The sequence below is a fragment of the Acinetobacter lwoffii genome (assembly GCF_015602705.1).
In the GTDB taxonomy this organism is placed as follows: Bacteria; Pseudomonadota; Gammaproteobacteria; order Pseudomonadales; family Moraxellaceae; genus Acinetobacter; species Acinetobacter lwoffii_E.
The window spans coordinates 1,443,846-1,460,597 of sequence record NZ_CP059081.1 but is presented as its reverse complement, the minus strand read 5'-3'; the positions used below and the strand labels follow the sequence as shown (position 1 = coordinate 1,460,597).

Here is a 16,752-nt window from a genome sequence, read left to right as displayed (position 1 = left end):
TTCTACATCAGGCCCAGATCACTAAAATCGCTGCAATCACTACTAAGCCCAGACCCCAATGCTCGGTACGTGCCAGTTTATCTTTAAAGAAATATGCAGAAATCAGCATACTAAATAGAATCTCAATTTGTCCCAAAGTTTTCACGACCGGCACACTCATCATGCTCATGGCAGTAAACCAGCCGAGTGATGCTATAAAACTGCACACACTCACTTTAAAAGTTAAGCCCAGACGTTGCCACATGGCTTGCAAGGTTTGGCGGCTAAACAGGCTGAGATAGATCAGCATACTGATACACTGAAAACCGATCACTGAGACTAGCACCCATGAAGCACGGTGTATGGTGGGTAGCATCGGTAATTCCAGACTTGCTTCACGCACCAGTAACGAAGTAATGGCGAAACTTAAACCACTGCCAATCCCAATCGCTAAAGTCTTGGTAGACAAGCCTGTCAGCTGACTACCTTTACTTAGCAGGAAAACTGCATAGCCCCCCATCAGCACACCCAGCCAGGCCAGCACAGACAAATGATCAGACAGGAAAATTACCCCGATAATAGCCGCCAGAATGGCTTCACTTTTTGCTAGCCCTACGCCAATTGCATAATTTTTCTGTTTAAACAGCTGCACCATCAGGGCAGTTGCCAGAATCTGGCTGATGCCGGCAATCAGGATGTAGAACCAGTATTTCGGGGTGAAATGCACCACACTTTCAACTGGCTTGAAATAATACAGGCTACTCAGGTACAGCGCAGCAAATGGCAATCCAAAAATAAAGCGTGCCAGGGTGACTCCCCACACATCAACCGTGGTGCTAAGCTGTTTTTGAAAGGCATTACGCCAAGCCTGCATAAATGCAGCCATTAAAGTAAAAAAAATCCAGCTGAATGCCATCTACTGATCGCTATTACTACAAAAGTGAATTAATTCTATGCCTTAACAAAAGGACTGACTAATTAAAAATAGGATGCAGGCCGATAGCAGAAAGTTTGCCTTAATTTGGAAAGATTCCAGCGGAAAAAACAATTTTATTTTTCTCTTAAAAATCCCGATAATCCTTTCGCATCGGGATAAAACGGATTCCATGTTCTTCCGTATATTGTCCTGTTTCCACAAAACCAAAGCGCTTGTAAATATCCAAGGCATAAAGACTGGATTTTACCGTAATAATTGAATGGCCTTGACGGCGGATCTCGCTTTCTAAAAAGTGCCACATTTGCCGGCGGCCATAACCCTGCCCCTGATAGACTTGGTTCAGGAAAAAATGCATGAAGTGTGCAGGTTCCATATAAGCCACGACGCCTATCACCTGATGGTCAATTTCTGTCACAAAATAATGAATGTCCGGACGCTCGAAAATGGTCTGGATCATCTCAGGCTGAAAGCGCTGGCGACCTTCTTCCGAACTGATCACGGCATCGACAAAGGGTGCAATCACATCGACAATGGCACGAGTATCCTGAAGATTGGCTTTTCTAATTTTCATGTTTTTTTTAATTCCTCTTTATTAGCTTGCTCACATTAAAAATTTTTTATTCTTAAAAGTTAGCTGTTCTTGAATGGACTTCCCCCAAATTTAAAAACCGGTCGGAATATTTGGTAATATCCTTCAATACGCCTTGTCCGTGTTTTTAAGATGGCAACTCACTCTATTTAAAAATCTATTTATTTAAAAGCTTGTTTAACTATACTTTTTTATTAAAACAAAGATTCAATTGATGTTTCATTTAATATCAAGCAGCCTATATTTACAATTCATCCATATAGAATTTTCAATGAAATTTTTATGATGTTTCTTTATCAGGAAGAAAATTAGGTAGGCATTCTGAACCTTTTTTCGTGTTCATCATCGATAAACATTTTAGGTCGTTCGCTTCCCTACAGGGAGTTTAATGAAACATTTTGAATGTGCCGTCTGCAAGCAACAGCTGTTTTTTTACAAATCAGTTTGTGATCACTGCCTGTCACCGATCGGTTATATCGCTTCGGAAAAAGAGCTATGCGCATTCGAAAAACAGAGTGCTGAGCGATGGGTTCCAATCGCCAAGAACTACCAGCATGCCAGTTATAAACCCTGTCACAATTATGTAAATTATCAGGTATGCAACTGGATGATTCCTAGCGATGAAGACGAGGAGTTTTGTGAATCCTGTCAGCTGACTCATGTCATTCCTGATCTGGAAAATTCCGAGAACCTGATTTACTGGTTTCGACTGGAAGAAGCCAAACGCCGTTTTCTGTATTTGGCACAGCGCATGAACATGATGCCACGTCCTAAAAAGTCTGAAGATGATCCATTTGGTCTGCGTTTTGATTTTCTCCTGCCCCAAGAAGACAAGCCTGTTTTAATTGGTCATGCCAATGGTGTCATTACCCTCAATGCCATTGAAGCTGATGTGGTTTATCGTGAAACTACACGTGTGAATATGGGTGAAAACTACCGGACTTTATTGGGTCATTTTCGTCATGAAAGCGGCCATTATTATTTTGCGCTCATGCAACATATGCATCCGGAATTGCTAGATGAATTCCGTCAGTATTTTGGCGATGAGCGGCAGGATTATGGCAAGGCACTTGAACGCCATTATAATGAAGGCGCGCCAATCAACTGGCAGGAAAAGTACATCAGTGCTTATGCTACCGCCCATCCCTGGGAAGACTGGGCAGAAACCTGGGCGCACTATCTGCATATGATGGAAACACTGGAAACTGCCTACTATGGTGGTATGCGTGTTGAAGGAAATGGCAGCTATCTCGCCAGCATGGATTTTAAAGAATGCCCGATTGGTGGACAGGATTTTGAACATATTCTGGAAAACTGGGTTACCTTGACCTTTAATCTGAATGCCTTAAACCGTTGTATGGGCCTGGAAGATGCCTACCCGTTCAAGCTGAGCGAAGCGGTTAAAGACAAGTTACGATTTATTCACCGGCATGTGCTGGAAAAAGTTTTTAAATAATTTAAAAAGTAATTTTTATAGTAAAACTATTGATGGAATGGGATCAGCAAAGTCTGAAAATATGGATTTTATTGTGTATTTTAAAAATTAATATGATTTAAAAAATCCCTGCTCCTGGCGAACCAAGAGCAGCAACTTTTGAATGAATCAGTATTGAGTTTGCTACCTGAATATACGATTTAAGATGGGCTTAAATTAGTTCCACAGCAATCGCAGTCGCTTCACCACCACCGATACATAAGGATGCAATCCCTTTCTTGCCGCCAGTACGTTTTAAGGCATGAATCAAGGTCACGATAATACGGGAACCAGAAGAACCCAATGGATGACCAAGTGCACAGGCACCGCCATTAATGTTCACTTTTGCTGGATCAAGTTTAAAGCCATCAATGGCTAACATGGTCACCATGGCGAACGCTTCGTTGATTTCCCAAAGGTCAACATCCTGAGCATCCCAACCGGTTTTTTTCAGGACTTTTTCAATCGCACCAACCGGTGCAATGGTAAATTCTGATGGATGCTGCGAATGGCTGGCATAGGCCAGAATATGAGCTAGCGGTTTTAAGTTACGCTGTGCAGCAATTTCGCTCGAGGTGATCACCAGTGCTGAAGCACCATCTGAAATTGAACTGGCATTTGCCGCAGTAATGGTTCCGTCTTTTTTGAACGCTGGACGCAGAGTTGGAATTTTGTCAGCCTTGGCATTTAAAGGCTGTTCATCCTGTTCCACCACCACATCGCCTTTACGGCTACTGACAGTGACCGGTACGATTTCATCTTTAAAGAAACCTTGCTGCACCGCCGTCACGGCTTTATTTAAGGAACCAATCGCATAGTCATCCTGCTGCTCACGGGTATAACCTTTTTTATCCGCCATTTCCTGGGCAAGAATTCCCATCGACAGACCTGTTTCAGCATCTTCCAGACCTTCCTGGAACATGTGATCAATGACTTTGCCATGTCCCATGCGGAAACCGGCACGTGCCTTGTCCATTAAATAGGGTGCGTTTGACATCGACTCCATCCCGCCTGCAACCACAATCTCTGCTGAACCGGCCTTGATCGCATCTGCTGCCTGCATCACGGCTTTCATGCCTGAACCACAAATTTTATTGATGGTGGTCGCACCAGTTGAATCCGGTAGACCTGCCTGACGCATGGCCTGACGTGCCGGACCCTGTTTTAAACCGGCTGGCAGTACGCAGCCCATGATCACTTCATCAATATCATTGGCCGACAGACCTGCACGTGCCACTACTTCTTTAATTGCCACAGCACCCAAATCTGGCGCGGTACAGCTTGACAATGAACCTTGAAAACCGCCCATCGCGGTACGTACTGCATCTACAATTACGATCATTTTAGTTTCATCCTTTTTCATCATTGTTATCAACCCTACATAGCCAAAGCACTGTAGGGCTGGTCCTTCGCAATCATTGCGGGTTAAGCCTGTGCGGTAAAATATGCTTCAGGCAATTGCATGACCAGTTCCGCACCGGCCTGAATACGCTGGATTCGTGCACTCAAATCCGGAAGTACTTTGGCCACATAATAGTTGGCCAGTACCAGTTTGTTCTGGAAGTAACTATCGTCTTTGGCTGCGGCGGCTTTGCTAATCCGCGCATACATATAGACAAAGCTGAGCAGCCCAACCGCATGTAAATAATCGACAGCAATCGAATTAGCAAAATCAGGGTTCAGCTTAGACTGCTCGACGATGAATTTGGTGATATCTTCAAGTTGCTGGCAGGCTTCTAATGTCGCCGTTTTAATCGTCAATGAATCATCTAAATTTTGGGCAAATTCACGGATTTCAGCAATATATTCCGCGATATAAGCCCCATTACATTTGGTGGTTTTACGCCCAATCAGGTCAATCGCCTGCACGCCATTGGTGCCTTCATAAATCTGTGAAATACGCAGGTCACGAATACACTGTTCCATGCCCCATTCACGGATATAGCCATGACCACCGAAGCACATTTGCGCTTCCAGTGCAGAATCCAGTGCCTTGTCGGTCAAATAAGCTTTGGCGATTGGCGTTAACAGCGCCACACGGTCAGTCGCTTTACGCACCGCTTCAGGGTCGGTTGAGTATTTGGTGATATCCAGCTGTTGACCGACATACACCGCAAAAGCACGTGAAGCTTCATTGTTAGCACGTACATTGAGCAGCATACGGCGTACATCGCCATGGACTAGAATTGAATCGGCTGGTTTTTCTGGAGATTTTGCACCAGTTGATGCACGGCCCTGTAAACGGTCCGTCGCATATTGTGCCGCATTCTGGTAGGCAAATTCTGCTGCACCAATGCCCTGAATTCCCATAGACAAACGTTCGTAGTTCATCATCACGAACATGCCGGCCAGACCTTCATTTTCATTGCCAACCATATAGCCCTTGGCGCCGTCAAAGTTCATGACGCAGGTCGCCGAGCCTTTAATTCCCATTTTATGTTCGATCGAACCGGCAGCTACTGTATTACGCTCACCCAGTGAACCATCGGCATTGATCAGGAATTTCGGCACAATAAATAATGAAATACCACGTGAACCTGCTGGTGCATTCGGAGTTTTTGCCAGCACCAGATGAATGATATTTTCACTCAGATCATGCTCACCGCTGGTAATAAAAATTTTGGTACCGGTAATATTGTACGAACCATCTTCATTCGGTTCAGCTTTGGTCTTGATAATGCCAAGATCGGTACCGGAATGTGGTTCAGTCAGACACATGGTGCCCGACCATTCACCCGTATAGAATTTTGGTAAATAGGTTTCTTTCTGTTCCTGTGAGGCGCGGTCATTGATCGCCATACCTGCACCCACAGTGAGTAGTGGATAAAGCATAAAAGATGGGTTGGTGCTCCAGATCATTTCATCCGCCAGAACCGTGAGCATCTTCGGCATGTTTTGCCCGCCCCATTCTTCAGGAGCACCCAAGCCTACCCAGCCACCTTCGGCAAACTGTCTGAACGCTTCTTTAAAACCTTTGGGTGTCGTCACCACACCATTGTTAAACTGAGCACCACCTTCTTCATCAGCAGGACGATTCAGGTCAAGAATAACATTCTTGGAAAATTTGGCCATCTCTTCCAGAATTGCATTTGCCGTCGCCATATCTAAATGTGCAAGATTTTCATTACCTTGCCAAAATTGTTCCGCTTGGAATACATCATTTAAAATAAATTCCATGTCTTTTAGCGGCGCATTATAAATCGGCATTTTTAAATTCCTTAAAGGGTGATACTCAATCCTGTTGCTAAATATTTTCTAATTTTCATTAGAATACAAACAAGCCATTTTAAAATTGTGATATCCAATTCTTGCAGTATTAAATCTATATCTAGATTCATAAAGTTGCATTGAAAATCACGTCTTCATGTTCAGTATGAGTAACTGAATATACCAGCTTAATATTGATCTACTTTCCGTACTAAACCCTGATGAATATGGGTTTAAAACAGTCAAAGGATTTAGCTTCGTGCGCTGAAACAATAAAATAATTATACTGAAAATGGAATTTTATTTAGCAAAGTTGATCTCTAGGGTTCAGTTTTCTTGACAATATTTCTGTCTGCTCAGCATCGCTATTTTTATTTGTCACCAGTTGCTGCATAAATATACAAAATGAGATAAATATCACGACCTTAGTTTTATAGCCATCGCGTGCAAAATTGCATATTCTTGGAAGGTTCTTTTTCGAAAAGTATGGACCAAGAAGATGACGACTGTAAGACAGCAGAACTTCCTTCTTCGTAAAGAGAAGATCCTCAGCATGGCGGAAAGCCTGCTACTGGATAATAATCAGGACATTACCCTGAGTGAGCTGGCCAGTGAACTGGACATCGCAAAAGGAACCATCTACAAACATTTTAAAAGCAAGAACCAGTTATATTTAGAACTGATTATTCTGAATGAAAAAAGAATTCTAGAAATATCAAAAAAGCATAATAACGATATTAAAAATTATGTTTCACAATATATGCTCTATCACATGCTCAATTCGAACCGAACCATCCTGTTACATGTCATTGAAGAGCGTTTAACCAATAACGAAAAAAATCTGAAAGAGTTATTTCAGGAGCTTTATCGTATTCGTGAAGAACGGATTATCCGGATTAAAGACATCACCCATGATTATCTGGTGGCTTTAGAAAGTGCCATGTCGATTCGCGATTATTTATCTTATATCTGGACAGTCACCTATGGCGCTTCGCTGTTATTAAATTCGACCCATTACCAAAAAGCAATTGGGTCACGTGAACGTTTGATTAAGCTGTATATTAATCAGGCGCTGATGACGCCAGATAAAATCTCATCGGTATGATCACTAGAATAAAAAATGCCTGATTCAATCAGGCATTTTTTATTTGGCTGTATGAGTGCATAAGATCACTTTCGCAATCTAACTCGACAATGATCAGGCTGCCACAGGCGGGAAACCATCTTCGGTTAAAGCTGCCACAATCTCAGACTCACTGACTGTCGATTCAACTTCAACTAGCTTAGTCGCCACATCAATATTCACAGTGGCATTTTCATCCAGATCTTTAATCGTAGCCGTGACACTGCGCGCGCAGCCACCACAAGTTATATTTTCAATACGGAATTTCATGTTTAGCTCCATAGGATCGGTTTAAAGTTTATAGGATTCAGCAGACTATATTTAACCTAAATTTAATTGAAGATCAGGTCAGTGCTGCTCAGGAATGATACCCTGTTCAATCTGTTTTAAAATCTGGCAATCGGACTGTTCATTGCCGGCACACTGCTCAACCGATTGCTGTAAAATTAATAGCATATGCTGCATATCGGCAATTTTCTGTTGTAAAAACTGGATATGTTTTTGTGCCAACTGTTTGACCTCACTACTTTGGCGTGAGCTGTTCAGCCACAGGCCGAGTAATTCTTTCATCTGCTCTGAAGAAAAGCCCAGTTCACGTGCATGCTGGATAAAACTTAAGGTTCTAATGTCCGCGTCACTATAAACCCGATAACCTGTATCACTGCGTTTCGGAGCCGGCAACAAGCCGATTTCTTCATAATATCGGATCATTTTTGCAGAGATGCCGGACCGTTTTGCGGCCTGACCAATATTCATCATACTGACTCCTTAAACTGCACCGGTTGATAAGCTTTTAATCTCAAGGCATTACTAACCACAAACACAGAGGATAGTGCCATCGCGCCTGCGGCAAACATTGGTGATAACAGAATGCCCCAAAACGGATACAGTACACCTGCGGCAATCGGAATTAACGCAATATTGTAAACAAAGGCCCAAAACAGGTTCTGTTTGATATTGCGCATGGTCGCCTGACTCAAGCCGATGCCTGTCGCCACATGCTGTAAATTGCCTGACATCAACACCACATCGGCTGCTTCAATCGCGACATCAGTGCCGGTACCAATCGCCATACCGACATCGGCCTGTGCCAGTGCCGGCGCATCATTGATTCCATCCCCGACAAAAGTGAGCACGCCGTATTGCTGCTGGAGTTGTCGTACGGCATCGACTTTTTCATGCGGCAAGACTTCCGCAATCACCTGATCGATTTTCAGCTGTTTGGCAATCGCCTGCGCAGTATGCTGATTATCACCCGTAATCATCGCTACTTTAAGGCCTTGGTCATGCAAGGCCTGAATCGCGCTATAAGTAGTCGGTTTAATCGGGTCAGCGACAGCAATAATCGCAGCCAGCTTTTGATTAATCGCTACATATAAAGGACTGCGGCCCTGATCACCGAGCTTTTGTGCAGTAGCTCTAAACAGATCGACATTTAAGCCCAAGTCCTGCATCAGACGTTCTGCACCGATATGCAGCTGCTGACCAGCAACCTGTGCTTTTACCCCTGCACCAGTGATCGAATCAAAATCGGTCACTTTACTCAGTTGCAGTTCTTGCTCACGAGCAGCCTGAACAATGGCGTGGGCAATCGGATGTTCTGACTTGGCCTCCACTGAAGCGACGAGCTGTAATACGGTCTGCTGATTAAAATCTGCAGTGACTTCAAAGTCGGTCAGCAGCGGTTTTCCCTCAGTTAAGGTTCCGGTTTTATCCAGCGCGACGACTTTGGTTTGTTGCAGCAACTGTAAAGCTTCACCCTTACGGAATAGCACGCCCAGTTCTGCTGCACGTCCAGTTCCGACCATAATTGAGGTAGGAGTCGCCAGTCCCATCGCACATGGACAGGCAATAATCAGTACGGCGACTGCATTTACCAAGGCGTAGGTCAGATTCGGCTCAGGCCCAAACAGGAACCAGACCATAAAGGTCAAGGCCGCTAGCGCCATAACAGCCGGCACAAACCATAAAGTCACTTTATCAACCACGGCCTGAATCGGTAATTTTGAACCTTGTGCCTGTTCCACCATCTGAATAATCTGCGCCAGTACCGAATCCTGGCCGACCGCAGTAGCCTTGATTTGCAATGTTCCGTTCTGGTTTACCGTACCGCCGACAACCTGATCACCAGCCTGTTTGGCCACAGGTAAAGGCTCACCGCTAATCATCGCTTCATCGATATAACTTTGCCCGGCAACCACTTCACCATCGACGGCGACTTTTTCACCCGGGCGGATTTCAATCAGCATGCCTTGTTGTACATCGGCAATTGCCAGATCAACCCAGTGATTATTTTGTTGCACTCGGGCTGTTTTCGGCTGCAAACCGACCAGATACTGAATCGCTTCCGAGGTTTTACCTTTGGCTTTAGCTTCCAGATAACGCCCCAGTAAAATCAGCGCGACAATAACGGCGGCCGCTTCAAAGTACACATGCACGGTGGACTGCGGTAACAGCTGTGGAAAAAAGGTCGCAATACAGGAAAATCCGTAAGCTGCAATGGTTCCGACTGCGACCAGAGAATTCATATCTGGTGCCAGACGTAATAAAGCTGGAATACCATGCTGATAAAAACGCCGTCCCGGAATAATCAGCACCAAAGTGGTCAGTACAAACTGCAGATACCAGCTGTTCTGGGTTCCCAGCGTATGGGCAATAAAATGATGAAATGCCGGAATCAGATGCGAGCCCATTTCCAGAATAAATACAGGCGCTGTCAGAATGACTGCAAGCCATAAATCTCGTTTCAGTTGTGCCGTTTCATTGGCTTTCTTTTCCTGAAAAGCACCATGACTATCTGCCGACATATCCGTACCGGATTTTACTGTAGCCTGATAACCGGCTTTCTCCACAGCAGCAATCAAGGCCGGAATCTGGGAATGTAAGGCTTTCACCCAGGCCGTTTCGGTGGCCAGATTGACCTGTGCTTCGCTGACACCTTCTACTTTCAATAAAGCTTTTTCCACACGTGCCACACATGAAGCGCAAGTCATGCCTTCAATAGCCAGTTCAATGCGATCGCTCTGAATATCAAAACCGGCTTTTTGCACGGCTTGAGTCAGCTTGGACAATGGCACAGAATTGATCGCACTCACATGCGCCTTTTCAGTGGCCAGATTCACTTGTGCATCCAACACGCCTTCCACTTTTTTTAGGGCTTTTTCTACGCGAGCCACACAGGATGCACAGGTCATCCCTTCAATGTTCAAATCAAACTGTTGCGTCGGTACATCGAAACCGGATTTTTCAATTGCTTGAACCAGCGCAGCGGCAGCAATCGGCTGCTGGCTTTTAATAAAAGCTTTTTCAGTCGACAGGTTGACAGATGCCTCGACCACACCTTCAATTTTTTTCAAGGCTTTTTCCACCCGAGCGACACAGGAGGCACAGGTCATACCGCCAATCTGCACCTGCTGCTCATATAAGCGGTTGCTGTCTTGTTCTACCATGCCCATCTCCATGCCTCAACTCACTGTTGATGTTATAGCTTAAACATTCCCATCATGGTAAGGTCAAGTCCTTCATCTGACTATTTTAAAAATAATGCAGCGTCCTGCTGCGATTTAAAACTACCCAATAAAAAAGCCCGAAGATGACTTCGGGCTTGTATGCCAGTATTTAAAATATAAAATGCATCAATGTTATTCGGCAGAAATATCTTCAAATAAGATCGAAGACAGGTAACGTTCACCACCGTCTGGCAAAATCACCACAATATTTTTACCAGCATTTTCAGGGCGAGCCGCCAATTGTGCCGCGGCTGCCATAGCCGCGCCACTTGAAATGCCGACCAGGATACCTTCCTGAGCCGCCGTTTTACGTGCCCACTCGACTGCATCTGCGCTATTAATGGCAATCACTTCATCAACGAGGTCTAAATCCAGATTACCCGGAATGAAGTTGGCACCAATCCCCTGAATTTTGTGTGGTCCAGGTGTAATGTCTTCACCGCGTTTGGCCTGACCAATAATTGCAGACTCAGCGGGTTCCACCGCCACTGAATATAAAGGCTTATTTTTTACCTTTTCAAAGTAGCGTGAAATACCGGTAATGGTTCCACCCGTTCCGACACCTGCGACCAGAATATCGACATTGCCCGCAGTCGCTTCCCAGATTTCTGGGCCCGTAGTTTCTTCATGAATTTTAGGGTTAGCAGGATTTTCAAACTGTTGTGGTAGATAGTACAGTTCAGGATTTTCATTGACTAGACGTTGTGCTTCTTCAATCGCGCCTTTCATGCCTTTGGCCGGATCAGTCAGTACCAGATTGGCACCCAATGCTTTCACCACCTTACGGCGTTCAATACTCATGCTTGAAGGCATGGTCAAAGTAATGTCATAACCTTTGGCTGCCGCAACAAAAGCCAATGCAATACCGGTATTGCCGCTGGTTGGCTCGACAATATGCATACCGGATTTGAGCTTGCCAGATTTTTCAGCATCATTAATCAACGCTGCACCAATACGACACTTGACTGAAAATGCCGGATTACGGCTTTCAATTTTCGCAAGTACCGTGGCCGGAGCGGAAATCACACGATTAATACGAACAAGCGGTGTATTTCCAATCGCGTCTGCATTATTACTATAAACCGCTATACCTAAATTATTCGGTGTTGGAAAAGCTGAATCTGTACTCATGATGATATCCCTGATGTTATTGGTTCAAGTCGCTTAAACATCATACAAGCATTTTTTTGCTTTGTAGATGTTTGATGAAACTTGCACTTCATTGCACGAATGTGAACTAAAATACTTTCTACACTATGCAATAAATTTATCTTATCTATCAATATTTAAAATATAATTTTAATTGATAATTCAATTCATTAAAAACCATAAAACTTAACTGTTTTTAGCAAGGTATTACGGGCTAAGACCCGTATAATTAGCGGGCTGTAACTTTATAATGGACATATTGAATGAAAACCGATTTTGAAATCACGACTATGCGCGATTCAGCAGAACAGGTCGTCGGCATTTTAAAATCTCTGGCCAATACCGACCGTCTTCTTATTTTATGTCATCTGTCTCAAGCGGAACTGAATGTTTCAGAAATTGAGGAAATAACTGAGATTAAACAGCCGACTCTTTCCCAACAGCTCATGATGCTGCGTAAAAGCGATGTGGTAGATACCCGACGCGATGGCAAACAGATTTATTATTCAATTAAAGATCAAAATTTGATTGTGGTCTTAAATACCCTTTATCGATTGTATTGCGGCAATCCAGCTAAATAAAGAATCTTTCTTTTTTCAGTCATCAAGATGAATTTCTTTAAACTCTTATTGATGTCGTTTTAAATCATTAAGATCACGATCATAAGTTTTCGAATGATACGTGACTGACCCAGATGATTCATTTTAAACATGAATCATCAAGAAGCTAGATCAGCTAAGACTTCTTAGCAGAATTTGTGCATAATATATCTATATTTGTGATTTAGACCTTTTTATGCCAAATTCCAAGTCTAAACTTCTGCATAAACTGCCTGCCTGGGCATGGTTAAGCCACTATACGCCGGTCAAATTTAAGTCCGATGTGCTAGCCGCCCTGATTGTGGTGGCGATGCTGGTGCCTCAAGGGATGGCGTATGCCATGCTGGCAGGACTGCCGCCGATCATGGGCTTATATGCAAGCATCCTGCCGATGATCATTTATGCGCTGCTCGGTGGGAGTTCAACTCTATCGATTGGCCCCGTGGCCATCATTTCCATGATGACTTTTGCTACGCTTAATCCACTTTTTGAAGTCGGCTCACCGGTCTATATCGAAGCTGCGACTTTATTGGCACTGATGGTTGGCATTATTTCCCTGCTTTTAGGATTATTCCGTTTTGGTTTTCTGATCCAGTTGATCAGTCATCCGGTGATCCAAAGCTTTATTATTGCCTCTGCCTTATTGATTGCTTTTGGACAGTTAAAGTTTTTGGTTGATCTTCCCTTAAAAGCCAATAACATTCCGGAGTTTGCCAGCAGTCTGCTGCAATATTTCCCGCTGCTGCACGTGCCCAGCCTGATTTTCGGCCTGCTCTCTATCGGTCTGCTGATCTATCTGCCCAAGTTATTAAAATCTCAGGCTGTCCAAAGCCGGCTTGGCTCTACAGATTTTTTAGTCCGTGCGGTGCCGCTGATTTTGGTGTGTCTGGGGATTGCGGCGATTGTCTTTCTGGATTTAAAGCTTCAGGGTATTAAAACGGTCGGTGCAATTCCTTCCGGTTTTCCACCCTTGTCTTTTCCACACTGGAACTGGGAATTGGTGATGACCTTGTTACCGGGTGCCAGCATGATCGCCATGATCAGTTTTGTGGAGTCACTATCGATTGCTCAAGCCACGGCCTTACAGCAACGCAGTCATTTAAACAGTAATCAGGAACTGATCGCGCTCGGTCTGGCCAATATCAGTGCAGGCGTGAGTTCAGCTTTTCCTGTGACCGGCAGCCTGTCGCGGACGGTGGTGAATGCCGATGCCGGTGCCAAATCACCTATGGCCGGTGTTTTATCCTCGATTCTGATTATTTTCGTGAGCCTGTTCTTTACCGGATTTTTTGAAGATCTGCCGCTGACCATTCTGGCCGCGACGATTATTGTTTCCATCTGGAAGCTGGTTAATTTTCAGCCATTTTTTGATGCCTGGCGCTATTCCAAGGCAGATGGCCTTGCCATGTGGATTACCTTTCTGGGCGTGGTTCTTATTGATATTTCGACCGGTTTGATCATTGGGATCGTATCGACATTTGTGCTGATGTTATGGCGAATCAGCCGACCGCATATTGCGGTTGTCGGTCTAGTGGAAGGAACCCAGCATTTTCGCAATATTCAGCGGCATCAGGTCAGTACCTCAAACCGGGTGCTGTCACTGCGGATTGATGAGAATCTGACATTTCTGAATGCCAATAGCTTTAAAGGTTATCTGATCAATGCGATCAGCCTGAATGACCAGCTGCAACATGTGATTATTAACTGTTCCAGCATCAGTGCGATTGATCTGAGTGCCTTGGAAATGCTGGAAGATTTAAATGCGGAACTGGCCAAACTGGATATTCGTCTGCATTTTGCCGAAGTCAAAGGTCCGGTCATGGACAAGCTGCAAGCTTCTAAATTGATGACGCATTTGAGCGGTCGGATTTATCTGACCCATTTTCAGGCGATTCAGGACCTGGCGCCAGAGATCTTTGAGCAGCATAAAGATTATACAATTTAAGACAGCAGATACTTGAACTTATGGCCGAAAATTCCAACCGGTCATAAGTTCTAACTTTTTAAATTTTCAAATATAATTTGAATTTATCTATTTAACTTTGATATTTATTTCATGAATACAATTTTAGAAGTGGTGATTTATTCATCATTTTAAGAAGTTTTTCTTCAATATAAGCAATGTTTTAAAGCAATTAATTTTAGAATAAATGAATAATATCAATATCTTGGTTTTTATATGAAAATATATTTTAAGCCTTGTTTAAATTAAGTATAAAATAGCGCAACTTTTTCCCAAATTTAGCCCTCGTAATTTTCACAAGGCAACCTTATGTTTTCTGCCCTTATGCGCATGAGCTTAGTCTCTCGAATCATCATCGCCATTATTTTAGGTGTGGGTGTGGCTGTGGTATTTCCCGAAGCTACTCCCTCATTAAGCCTATTGGGCGACCTGTTTATTAAAGCCTTGAAGTCTGTTGCACCGATTCTGGTTTTCATTTTAGTGTTAGCTTCTATCGCGAATTTTAAGGTGGGTCAATCCAACACCCCCATCAAACCGATTATGATCATGTATGCAGTGGGTATGTTCCTTGCTGCACTGAGCGCCGTGGTTGCGAGTATCTTATTTCCAAGTACGCTGTTTCTGGATATCGCTGCACAAGCTGACTTACAGCCACCTGGCAGTCTGGTAGAAATCCTGAAGAATTTACTGCTCAGTTTTGTTACCAATCCGGTCGTTGCGATTGCTGAAGCAAACTTTATTGGTATTCTGGCTTGGGCAGTGGCCTTGGGTATTGCCTTCCGTCATGCATCTGATAGTACCAAAACGCTTTTAAATGATGCGGCCTTTGCGGTTAATTATGTGATCCGTCTGGTGATCAATTTCGCGCCTGTGGGTATTTTTGGTCTGGTGGCAGTCACTTTTGCTGAATCTGGTCTGGACACGCTGACGAGCTATGTACATTTGTTGACTGTATTGTTAGGCACAATGGTGTTTGTTGCACTGGTCATCAATCCGTTGCTTGTTGCTGCCGTTACTCGCAAAAATCCTTATCCACTGGTGTTCACCTGCTTACGTGAAAGTGGCATTACCGCCTTCTTTACCCGTAGTTCAGCAGCCAACATTCCGGTCAATCTGGACTTGGCGAAACGTCTGGGTGTTAAAGAATCGACTTCAAGCATTGCCATCCCTCTGGGAGCGACCATCAATATGGGTGGTGCATCAGTGACTATTACGGTTCTCGCCTTGGCAGCAGTCAATACCTTGGGCATTAGCGTGGACTTTAGTACCATGCTGATTCTTTCTGTGGTGGCAACCGTCTCGGCATGTGGTGCTTCTGGTGTTGCAGGCGGTTCATTGTTACTGATTCCAGTTGCATGCGGCCTGTTTGGGATTTCTTCGGATATTGCCATGCAAGTCGTTGCGATTGGTATGGTCATCAGCGTATTGCAGGATTCTACTGAAACCGCGCTAAATTCATCGACCGATGTTTTATTTACTACAGCAGTAGACCGCGCATCAAATTGATTTTATATTGATTAATCAATATGTTTAGCCAATGATGTTGTTATGCCATTACAGCGTTTACCTACCTGGGTACAATTAGGGGCGTTTTTTCTTGCGGTCAATGCCGGCATGATTAACGTCCTGGGGCTGGTGACGGTACTGCACCAGTCTGTTTCACATATGACCGGTAATGTCAGCATGCTGGCCATGGCCCTGCTAAACTGGCAACCAGAACAGATGTTGTATCTCTTTTTGGTCACACTCTGCTATGTCATTGGTTCATCCTATAGCGGGCTCATTCTTGGAAATAGTCACTTTCGCCTAGGGCAACTTTATGGTTACCCTTTAAGTCTGGTGGCTATTTTTATTTTGATCTGCTGGTTATTGTTGCCCTATTTCCCGCGCTACGCCTTGTTATGGGCCTGTGTTGCCATGGGGGTGCAAAATGCCATGGTCAGCCATTATAAAGGTGCCATCATTCGCACCACGCATTTATCTGGCGTACTGACCGACCTTGGCTTGGCGATGGGCTACCGGTTGCGCGGTTTAGAGGTAGAATCACGACGTGTGGTTTTGCATCTGCTTATTTTGCTCGGTTTTTTAAGCGGCGGCATTCTTGCCAGCTGGCTATATCCTTATTTAAAATTAAATGCATTCCTGATCCCGGCAGTGCTGAGTCTGGTTCTCAGTCTCACGTATTGGGTGATTTATTTACGTTATCGACATCAACACGACTAA

14 protein-coding genes are annotated in these 16,752 nt (G+C 44.2%); 6 read left to right on the top strand and 8 right to left on the bottom strand.

Annotated elements, in window-relative coordinates; translation table 11 throughout:
- Positions 1-7: 7 nt before the first annotated feature.
- Positions 8-895 carry an EamA family transporter gene (locus tag H0S56_RS07115; protein ID WP_148334756.1) on the bottom strand — a complete coding sequence of 296 codons (888 nt, stop codon included), beginning with the start codon at positions 893-895 and terminating at the stop codon, positions 8-10.
- Between the two features lie 145 nt (positions 896-1,040).
- Positions 1,041-1,487 (bottom strand): GNAT family N-acetyltransferase, encoded by a 447-nt coding sequence (locus H0S56_RS07110; protein ID WP_148334757.1) that lies wholly within the window; start codon positions 1,485-1,487, stop codon positions 1,041-1,043.
- Positions 1,488-1,893: 406 nt separating this feature from the next.
- Here H0S56_RS07110 and H0S56_RS07105 point away from each other — a divergent pair, with 406 nt between their 5' ends.
- Complete coding sequence (locus H0S56_RS07105) at positions 1,894-2,961, top strand: zinc-binding metallopeptidase family protein (RefSeq protein ID WP_004647052.1); 1,068 nt, start codon at positions 1,894-1,896, stop codon at positions 2,959-2,961.
- Between the two features lie 190 nt (positions 2,962-3,151).
- Here H0S56_RS07105 and H0S56_RS07100 read toward each other — a convergent pair whose 3' ends face one another.
- Together H0S56_RS07100 and H0S56_RS07095 are read right to left on the bottom strand one after the other, a co-directional pair.
- The gene (locus H0S56_RS07100) at positions 3,152-4,321 is read right to left on the bottom strand and encodes a thiolase family protein (RefSeq protein WP_195726012.1); all 1,170 of its coding nucleotides are present in this window, start codon (positions 4,319-4,321) and stop codon (positions 3,152-3,154) included.
- An 83-nt stretch (positions 4,322-4,404) separates the two neighbouring features.
- Positions 4,405-6,186, bottom strand: a complete 1,782-nt coding sequence (locus tag H0S56_RS07095) for an acyl-CoA dehydrogenase C-terminal domain-containing protein (RefSeq protein WP_195726011.1) — start codon at positions 6,184-6,186, stop codon at positions 4,405-4,407.
- A gap of 499 nt (positions 6,187-6,685) precedes the next feature.
- Here H0S56_RS07095 and H0S56_RS07090 point away from each other — a divergent pair, with 499 nt between their 5' ends.
- On the top strand, positions 6,686-7,291 hold the full coding sequence (locus H0S56_RS07090) for a TetR/AcrR family transcriptional regulator (protein ID WP_195726010.1): 606 nt from the start codon (positions 6,686-6,688) through the stop codon (positions 7,289-7,291).
- A gap of 93 nt (positions 7,292-7,384) precedes the next feature.
- Here the strand turns inward: H0S56_RS07090 and H0S56_RS07085 are convergent, their stop codons facing one another.
- The 4 genes from H0S56_RS07085 to cysK all read right to left on the bottom strand — a co-directional run bounded on the left by H0S56_RS07085 (position 7,385) and on the right by cysK (position 11,949).
- Positions 7,385-7,579, bottom strand: coding sequence for a heavy-metal-associated domain-containing protein (locus tag H0S56_RS07085; RefSeq protein WP_195726009.1), 195 nt, complete (start codon positions 7,577-7,579; stop codon positions 7,385-7,387).
- A 78-nt stretch (positions 7,580-7,657) separates the two neighbouring features.
- Entirely contained in the window at positions 7,658-8,068 is a 411-nt protein-coding gene (gene cueR, locus H0S56_RS07080) for a Cu(I)-responsive transcriptional regulator (protein WP_171260757.1), read from the bottom strand.
- Entirely contained in the window at positions 8,065-10,764 is a 2,700-nt protein-coding gene (locus H0S56_RS07075) for a heavy metal translocating P-type ATPase (RefSeq protein WP_005266310.1), read from the bottom strand. Before H0S56_RS07075 ends, cueR begins: the two co-directional genes overlap by 4 nt.
- Positions 10,765-10,950: 186 nt before the next feature.
- Positions 10,951-11,949 (bottom strand): cysteine synthase A, encoded by a 999-nt coding sequence (cysK, locus tag H0S56_RS07070; RefSeq protein ID WP_180180759.1) that lies wholly within the window; start codon positions 11,947-11,949, stop codon positions 10,951-10,953.
- A 281-nt stretch (positions 11,950-12,230) separates the two neighbouring features.
- Here cysK and H0S56_RS07065 point away from each other — a divergent pair, with 281 nt between their 5' ends.
- The 4 genes from H0S56_RS07065 to H0S56_RS07050 all read left to right on the top strand — a co-directional run bounded on the left by H0S56_RS07065 (position 12,231) and on the right by H0S56_RS07050 (position 16,752).
- Positions 12,231-12,548 carry an ArsR/SmtB family transcription factor gene (locus tag H0S56_RS07065; RefSeq protein ID WP_004647061.1) on the top strand — a complete coding sequence of 106 codons (318 nt, stop codon included), beginning with the start codon at positions 12,231-12,233 and terminating at the stop codon, positions 12,546-12,548.
- Positions 12,549-12,762: 214 nt separating this feature from the next.
- The gene (locus H0S56_RS07060) at positions 12,763-14,511 is read left to right on the top strand and encodes a SulP family inorganic anion transporter (RefSeq protein WP_195726008.1); all 1,749 of its coding nucleotides are present in this window, start codon (positions 12,763-12,765) and stop codon (positions 14,509-14,511) included.
- A 327-nt stretch (positions 14,512-14,838) separates the two neighbouring features.
- The gene (gene sstT, locus H0S56_RS07055) at positions 14,839-16,035 is read left to right on the top strand and encodes a serine/threonine transporter SstT (protein WP_195726007.1); all 1,197 of its coding nucleotides are present in this window, start codon (positions 14,839-14,841) and stop codon (positions 16,033-16,035) included.
- 42 nt (positions 16,036-16,077) lie between these two features.
- Positions 16,078-16,752 carry a YoaK family protein gene (locus H0S56_RS07050; protein ID WP_004647063.1) on the top strand — a complete coding sequence of 225 codons (675 nt, stop codon included), beginning with the start codon at positions 16,078-16,080 and terminating at the stop codon, positions 16,750-16,752.